A 7,936-nucleotide genomic window follows, 5' to 3' on the forward strand; every position below is an offset into this window, starting at 1 on the left:
GATAAAAAGGCGCTAACCGGCATGGGGAAGCGCCTTTTTTATTGCCTGAAATACCCCACAAAACCCCGCTTTCCTCGTCTTTTCACCGTCGTGGTTTCATGTATATTTTCAGCAAATGGTTGCAAGATAGGGAAACACGGGATGATTCGCAAATATTGGTGGCTGGTAGCTTTCGCTCTGTCGATCCTGATTCTGGATGTCGTAATCATGCAGTGGATTGAGTATCTGACGACCGAAATGGATAAGTGCCGCAATATGAACTCCGTGAACCCACTCAAACTGGTGAACTGCGAAAGCTTGTAAGTGGTGGAAACTCGCGACAATACCGCTTTCGCCCCGGCTAACGCTGGGGTTTAAATCGCTTTGAGCCATCCCTTACGATGACAATGTCTCAGCCCTTTTCGCCCGACGACGGCAGTAATGCGTAACGCCCTTAGTGAATGAGTTGATGACATCATGCTGGTTAGCCAATACGACTATATCCTGGTTGTTGTTTCTTTTATCGTCGCCATCCTGGCCTCTTATACTGCATTGAACATGGCCGGTCGCGTCTCCACCAGTACGGGTGCGTCAGCCTGGATCTGGTTAACAGGCGGCGGTATCGCAATGGGGATCGGCATCTGGGCGATGCATTTTATCGGTATGCTGGCCATGGATATATCAATGAGTATGCGCTACGAACCGCTGCTTACCGTTATATCCATGTTCATTGCCATTGGCTCCTCACTGTTCGCGCTTTGGCTGGTTAGCGCGCCACGACTCAATCTACAGCGCCTGATCCCCGGTTCTATTGTGATGGGGCTTGGCATTGTCGCGATGCATTATACCGGGATGGCCGCCTTGCAGGTCTCACCGGCTATTGTCTGGAATATGAACTGGGTCGCCTTGTCGGTAGTGATTGCACTGGCGGCATCTTTTGCCGCGTTGTGGCTCACTTTCCGTTTACGCCATGAGGCCGCGCAAGTGGCATTAATGCGCTTTGGTGCCGCCATTCTGATGGGGATTGCGATTGCCGGAATGCATTACACCGGGATGACAGCTGCGCAATTTCCCCAGCAGCACATCATGGGGAATAGCGGTTTTAGCAATAACTGGCTGGCGATTCTGGTCAGTATGATGGCGTTCTCGGTGCTGGGCATTACGTTACTGGTGTCGATGTTCGATGCGCGTCTGCAGGCCCGCACGTCGTTGCTTGCGACGTCACTGGCTGCAGCTAATCGTGAACTGGCGCGCCTGGCCCTGCACGATACGCTTACCCGTTTACCTAACCGCGTATTACTGGAAGACCGCCTTGAGCAGGCCATTACGAAAGCCAACCGCGAAAGATCCTGTTTTGCCCTGATGTTTATGGATCTTGATGGTTTTAAAACCGTCAACGACGCCTGGGGCCATGATGTCGGCGATAAGCTTCTGATTGCAGTGACTGACCGCCTGACGCAACAGCTAAAAGGACAATATACGCTGGCGCGAATCGGCGGCGACGAATTTGTCTTACTGGTCGAAGTCAGTGCGCCTGATGAAGCGGCCACCCTTGCCAATTCCCTGGTGCACGTTATTGATAAACCGTTCAACATCGATCCCTATGATGTCATGGTCACGCTAAGCGTGGGCATCGCGCTGTATCCGCATGACGGTAAGAATGAGCGTGAGATGATGTTCAACGCCGATGCAGCGATGTACCACACTAAGCATATGGGGCGTAATGGCTATCATTTTTTCCAGCCGTCAATGAATGCGCTGGCGCAAACGCAACTCCACTTGCTCAATGATTTATGGTCTGCGCTGGAACATCAGGAATTTCGTCTGGTGTATCAACCTAAATTCAACGCCCCTTCAGGCCCGGTGATTGGTTTTGAGGCGCTCCTGCGCTGGGATCATCCACAAAGGGGTCGCCTGACGCCGGATGTGTTTCTCCCTTTGGCCGAAAAAACCGGGCTCATTGTCCCCTTGGGCAACTGGGTGGTAGACGAAGCCTGCCGACAGCTTAGCGAATGGCGCAAGCAGGGCCGTCTGGTATGGTCAATTGCAGTGAATCTCTCAACGCTTCAGTTTGAGCAATCCGCACTGGTCGAGACCATTATTGCCACGCTCAAGAAGCATGATGTGCCAGCGGACAAGCTGATCCTTGAAGTGACGGAAACCACTGCGATGAACAACCCGGACGAGAGCGTGCGGGTGCTAACAAAACTGACTGAATTGGGTGTGAAGGCGTCTATTGATGATTTCGGTACTGGTTACTCCAGCCTGCTGTATCTGAAACGCCTGCCGGCCAGTGAGTTAAAAATCGATCGCGCATTTGTACGTGAACTCAGTCGTAAAGGCGATGACGCCACGATAGTCTCTGCCATCGTGGCGCTGGCAAAAACGCTGAATCTGAAAGTGGTCGCCGAAGGGGTGGAAACGGAAGAGCAGCGCGCGTTCCTCACCGAACTCGGCTGTAATACCCTGCAAGGTTATTTACTGGGGAAGCCTGTGAGCGCTGAATCCATTACCGCAGAAGCCTACATACATCCCGATGAAAATATTCACGAAGGAAAATGAACAGGTTAAATAAAAACGCCTGTGGCGTTGTTATTTAACCTGGGCGGATATTTTTTTATTATTCTCGCGGTAACAAGGGATTTATGTCTCACCAGACTGTCATTAATGCCACTAAAGGATATATCGTTTATTTACGATTCATCTTTTCTGCACGATTGTTCCTACTATCCGGTTTTACCTCCATGATGTTTACACTGCACATACTTTGAGATTATTACTACACAGCAAGCCACTATGCCAATGGTAAAATAATGGCATCGGTTCTGGACGGGTATCGCTATTATCGATACCGGGAATCGTGATTATTTCGAGGTAACATCATGAAAAAATTCATTTCCATTGCGTTGCTGTCTACTGTTCTGGCTGGCTGCGCTCACGATTCTCCTTGTGTACCGGTTTACGACGATCAAGGCCGTCTGGTACACACCAATACCTGTATGAAAGGGACCACCCAGGACAATTGGGAAACCGCCGGGGCAATAGCCGGTGGCGCAGCCGCACTGGCAGGCCTGACGTTGGGTATCGTGGCCTTAACCAAATGATCTCACGAAAGCGCGGCGCCCCCGCGCTTTTGCTTTATAACAGTGCAACGATTTCCTCAGGCGTAAATTTTTGGCTTCACAAAGAAGCAATAAAAGAAAACATCCTTTTCATCCTGCCGGTAAAACCCCCTCTTTTTTATTTCCTTTGCGCCAGGACGTGATTCATTTCACAAAGCGATGCCATTCAATATTTTGCTTATATTCACCCTGGAAACTTGTCTGTTAATTCCAGGTAACAGATGTTCCTTTTTTGCTCCATTTTGTGGCGCAGGTTATAGTTTTGCACCAGCACAGGGCAAAAGTTTTATTTTTTACTGTCTACACTCTCAATATTGCGTGTTCAGCACCCTCAAATGTGCTGTCCGCAAAACTGGCACTACCTTTGCTTTAAAGAGTATGGCCATAGCCACAGACAGGTTTCAGGCGTTTCCCGGACGCCTTATATAACGATAAATTTTCGCCACACAGGATGCATTATGAAAAAGATGATGATCGCCAGCCTGGCCGCCGCCAGCGTGCTGTTTGCCATTGCAAACCAGGCGCACGCGGGCACAACGCTGGATGCCGTGAAAAAGAAAGGCTTTGTACAATGCGGTATCAGCGACGGTCTGCCTGGCTTCTCCTACGCGGATGCGAGCGGTAAATTCACCGGTATCGACGTGGACGTTTGCCGCGGCGTTGCCGCCGCCGTATTCGGTGACGATACAAAAGTTAAATACACCCCGCTGACCGCAAAAGAGCGTTTTACGGCGTTGCAGTCCGGCGAAGTGGATATGCTCTCACGTAACACCACCTGGACTTCCTCACGCGACGGCGGTATGGGTCTTTCCTTTACTGGCGTCACCTATTATGACGGTATCGGCTTTCTGACGCATAACAAAGCGGGTCTGAAAAGCGCCAAAGAGCTTGATGGCGCAACCGTTTGTATTCAGGCTGGCACCGACACCGAGCTGAACGTGGCGGATTATTTCAAATCCAACAATATGAAATATACGCCGGTCACGTTTGACCGCTCCGACGAATCGGCAAAAGCGCTGGAATCAGGTCGTTGCGATACGCTGGCGTCTGACCAGTCTCAGCTGTATGCATTGCGTATTAAACTGAGCAACCCTGCCGAGTGGATCGTACTGCCGGAAGTGATCTCGAAAGAGCCTTTGGGTCCGGTTGTTCGCCGCGGTGATGATGACTGGTTCTCCATCGTCCGCTGGACGCTGTTCGCCATGCTGAATGCCGAAGAAATGGGCATCAACTCGAAGAACGTCGACGAGAAAGCGGCGAACCCGGCCACGCCGGATATGGCGCACCTGCTGGGCAAAGAGGGCGACTTCGGCAAGGACCTGAAGCTGGATAATAAATGGGCTTATAACATCATCAAGAAAGTCGGTAACTACTCTGAAGTGTTCGAACGTAACGTCGGTTCTGAGAGCGCGCTGAAAATCAAACGTGGCCAGAACAATCTCTGGAACAACGGCGGCATCCAGTACGCTCCGCCGGTACGCTAATTTGTAAGTGCTGTAACGGGCGTCACCCCGCGTGACGCCCAGCCCAGAGTCATGGTTACTGAGGTTTTCCCTATGTCCCATCGCCGCCCAACCGTGAAAGGCGCTATTTCCCTTTCAAACCCTGCGGTTCGCGCCTGGCTGTTTCAAATTATTGCGATTGTGGCCGTGGTCGCTATTGCCATCTATTTGATACACAACACTGTTACTAACCTGAATAATCGCGGGATCACCTCCGGCTTTGCCTTCCTCGACCGCGCCGCCGGTTTTGGTATTGTTCAACACCTTATCGATTATGAGCAGGGCGATACCTATGGCCGTGTGTTTCTTGTTGGCCTGCTTAATACGCTGCTGGTCTCCGCATTGTGTATTGTTTTCGCGTCTTTCCTTGGCTTTTTCCTGGGCCTTGCGCGTCTTTCAGAAAACTGGTTACTGCGTAAGTTATCGACGATTTATATCGAAACTTTCCGCAACATCCCGCCGCTATTGCAGATTTTCTTTTGGTACTTTGCGGTGCTGCGTAATTTGCCAGGCCCCCGCCAGGCAGTCAGCGCAATGGATCTCGTCTTTCTGAGCAACCGTGGGTTGTATATTCCTTCCCCCCAGATGGGCGAGGGTGTACTGCCATTTATTGTCGCCATTGTGATTGCGTTGATCGCCGCTGTCGGTCTGTTCCGCTTTAATAAAGCACACCAGATTAAAACCGGGCAATTACGCAGAACATGGCCGACTGCGCTGGGGTTAATCATTGGACTGCCGCTGCTGGCACATTGGGTGTTCGGTGCTGCATTGCATTGGGAAATACCGGAGCTGCGCGGATTTAACTTCCGCGGTGGTATGGTGCTGATCCCGGAACTGGCGGCACTGACCATTGCGCTGTCGGTGTATACCTCTGCGTTTATCGCCGAGATTATTCGCTCTGGCATCCAGTCTGTCCCTCATGGGCAACACGAAGCGGCTCGCTCGCTGGGGTTGCCGAATCCGGTGACGCTGCGCCAGGTCATTATTCCGCAAGCGTTGCGTGTGATTATTCCCCCGCTGACCAGCCAGTACCTGAATATTGCGAAAAATTCCTCTCTGGCCGCCGCTATCGGCTACCCGGATATGGTGTCGCTGTTTGCCGGTACGGTACTAAACCAGACGGGTCAGGCCATTGAAACAATAGCTATCACAATGTCTGTTTACCTGCTTATCAGCCTGTCGATTTCCCTGCTGATGAACATCTATAACCGTCGCATTGCACTGATTGAGCGCTAAGGAACGAAGATGACAAAAGCTATTCTGTCTCCTGCTACGCGCCCGACACCGGCAGGCAGTAGCGGTATTGTGTTATGGGTGCGGAAAAACCTCTTTTCCAGTTGGTCTAACGCTCTGCTGACGCTTTTTTGTCTGGGGTTGATGTGGGAATTGATCCCGCCTTTGCTGGAATGGACGCTATTTCAGGCAAACTGGGTGGGTTCCACCCGTGCGGATTGTACGAAAGCGGGAGCCTGTTGGGTGTTTATTCATGAGCGTTTTGGCCAGTTTATGTATGGTCTTTATCCTCACGATCAGCGCTGGCGTATTAACCTGGCGTTGCTTGTGGGTCTGCTCTCTATTGCCCCCATGTTCTGGAAAGCGTTGCCGCGCCGTGGCCGCTATATCGCCTGTTGGGCCATCGTCTATCCGATTGTGGTCTGGTGGCTGATGTTTGGCGGGTTTCTTGGGTTGGATCGTGTTGAGACCCGTCAGTGGGGCGGTTTAACCCTGACGCTGATTATTGCGTCAGTGGGGATTGCAGGCGCATTACCACTCGGCATTTTGTTGGCGTTGGGTCGTCGTTCGAAGATGCCCGTTGTGCGAGTGCTGTCTGTCGTCTTTATTGAGTTTTGGCGCGGTGTTCCGCTGATCACTGTTCTGTTTATGTCCTCCGTCATGCTGCCGCTGTTTATGTCTGAAGGGACGAGTATAGATAAGCTGATTCGTGCGCTGGTCGGGGTGATCCTGTTCCAGTCGGCTTACGTGGCTGAAGTGGTCCGTGGCGGTTTGCAGGCACTGCCGAAGGGGCAATACGAAGCGGCAGAATCACTGGCGCTGGGTTACTGGAAAACACAGGGCTTAGTGATTTTACCGCAGGCCTTGAAGCTGGTGATCCCGGGGCTGGTGAATACCATTATTGCACTGTTCAAAGATACCAGTCTGGTGATCATCATCGGTCTGTTTGATCTGTTCAGTAGCGTACAGCAGGCCACAGTGGATCCCGCATGGCTTGGTATGTCGACTGAAGGTTATGTCTTTGCAGCGTTAGTTTACTGGATTTTTTGTTTTAGCATGTCGCGCTATAGCCAGCATCTGGAGAAGCGCTTTAACACCGGGCGTACACCGCACTGAGGATCCCCATGAGTAATACAATTATGCAATCTGGCGACGCGATGATTACGCTCGAGAATGTGAACAAATGGTATGGGCAATTCCACGTCCTGAGAGATATCAATCTGAATGTGAAACAGGGCGAGCGCATTGTGCTTTGCGGCCCTTCCGGCTCAGGAAAATCGACAACCATCCGATGTATTAATCATCTTGAAGAACATCAACAAGGACGGATTGTCGTAGATGGCATCGAGCTGAACGAAGATATCCGCAATATTGAGAAAATCCGTCAGGAAGTCGGTATGGTGTTCCAGCATTTCAATTTATTCCCTCATCTTACGGTACTGCAAAACTGTACGCTGGCACCTGTTTGGGTGCGTAAGATGCCGAAGAAAGAAGCTGAAGCGCTGGCAATGCACTACCTGGAACGTGTGCGTATTGCCGAGCATGCGCATAAGTTCCCGGGGCAAATTTCCGGTGGGCAGCAGCAGCGTGTGGCTATTGCCCGTTCGCTTTGCATGAAGCCGAAGATTATGTTGTTCGATGAACCTACTTCTGCACTGGATCCGGAGATGGTAAAAGAGGTACTGGATACAATGATCGGACTGGCTCAGTCAGGCATGACAATGTTGTGTGTAACGCATGAAATGGGATTTGCCCGTACTGTTGCTGACCGGGTGATCTTTATGGATCGCGGTGAAATCGTGGAGCAGGCACCACCAGAAGAATTCTTCGCGAACCCGAAATCAGAACGTACTCGTGCGTTCCTGTCGCAGGTTATCCATTAGTCAGTCAAACCGTTTTAGTGAAAGCCACCTGTGCAGGTGGCTTTTTTATTGCCTGTATATCAACGATCTGAGATCGGTACAAAACAAAAGGCCCCGTCTTTCGACGAGGCCTTTTGTTTTAATTGATGCCTGGCAGTTCCCTACTCTCGCATGGGGAGACCCCACACTACCATCGGCGCTACGGCGTTTCACTTCTGAGTTCGGCATGGGGTCAGGT

At 51.3% G+C, this 7,936-nt stretch carries 7 protein-coding genes and 1 rRNA gene; 7 read left to right on the plus strand and 1 reads right to left on the minus strand.

The window, feature by feature from the left end:
• The first annotated feature begins 141 nt into the window (after window positions 1–141).
• The 7 genes from GA0061071_RS21955 (at window position 142) to GA0061071_RS21985 (ending at window position 7,719) form a co-directional block, all read left to right on the plus strand.
• On the plus strand, window positions 142–303 hold the full coding sequence (locus GA0061071_RS21955) for a DUF2556 family protein (protein ID WP_071889848.1): 162 nt from the start codon (window positions 142–144) through the stop codon (window positions 301–303).
• Window positions 304–456: 153 nt separating this feature from the next.
• Complete coding sequence (locus GA0061071_RS21960) at window positions 457–2,541, plus strand: putative bifunctional diguanylate cyclase/phosphodiesterase (protein ID WP_061492951.1); 2,085 nt, start codon at window positions 457–459, stop codon at window positions 2,539–2,541.
• A gap of 320 nt (window positions 2,542–2,861) precedes the next feature.
• Complete coding sequence (locus tag GA0061071_RS21965; protein ID WP_061492950.1) at window positions 2,862–3,083, plus strand: putative periplasmic lipoprotein; 222 nt, start codon at window positions 2,862–2,864, stop codon at window positions 3,081–3,083.
• Window positions 3,084–3,559: 476 nt separating this feature from the next.
• Window positions 3,560–4,585 carry an amino acid ABC transporter substrate-binding protein gene (locus GA0061071_RS21970; protein WP_061492949.1) on the plus strand — a complete coding sequence of 342 codons (1,026 nt, stop codon included), beginning with the start codon at window positions 3,560–3,562 and terminating at the stop codon, window positions 4,583–4,585.
• Window positions 4,586–4,657: 72 nt separating this feature from the next.
• Complete coding sequence (locus tag GA0061071_RS21975; RefSeq protein ID WP_061492948.1) at window positions 4,658–5,839, plus strand: amino acid ABC transporter permease; 1,182 nt, start codon at window positions 4,658–4,660, stop codon at window positions 5,837–5,839.
• A 9-nt stretch (window positions 5,840–5,848) separates the two neighbouring features.
• Window positions 5,849–6,952, plus strand: coding sequence for an amino acid ABC transporter permease (locus GA0061071_RS21980; RefSeq protein ID WP_088236611.1), 1,104 nt, complete (start codon window positions 5,849–5,851; stop codon window positions 6,950–6,952).
• A gap of 8 nt (window positions 6,953–6,960) precedes the next feature.
• Window positions 6,961–7,719, plus strand: coding sequence for an amino acid ABC transporter ATP-binding protein (locus GA0061071_RS21985; protein WP_061492946.1), 759 nt, complete (start codon window positions 6,961–6,963; stop codon window positions 7,717–7,719).
• 127 nt (window positions 7,720–7,846) lie between these two features.
• On the opposite strand, the gene rrf is transcribed toward GA0061071_RS21985, so the two are convergent.
• Window positions 7,847–7,936, minus strand: a 5S ribosomal RNA gene (gene rrf, locus GA0061071_RS21990); the annotation flags it as partial.

The sequence above is a fragment of the Kosakonia oryzendophytica genome (genome assembly GCF_900094925.1).
Taxonomy (GTDB): Bacteria; Pseudomonadota; Gammaproteobacteria; order Enterobacterales; family Enterobacteriaceae; genus Kosakonia; species Kosakonia oryzendophytica.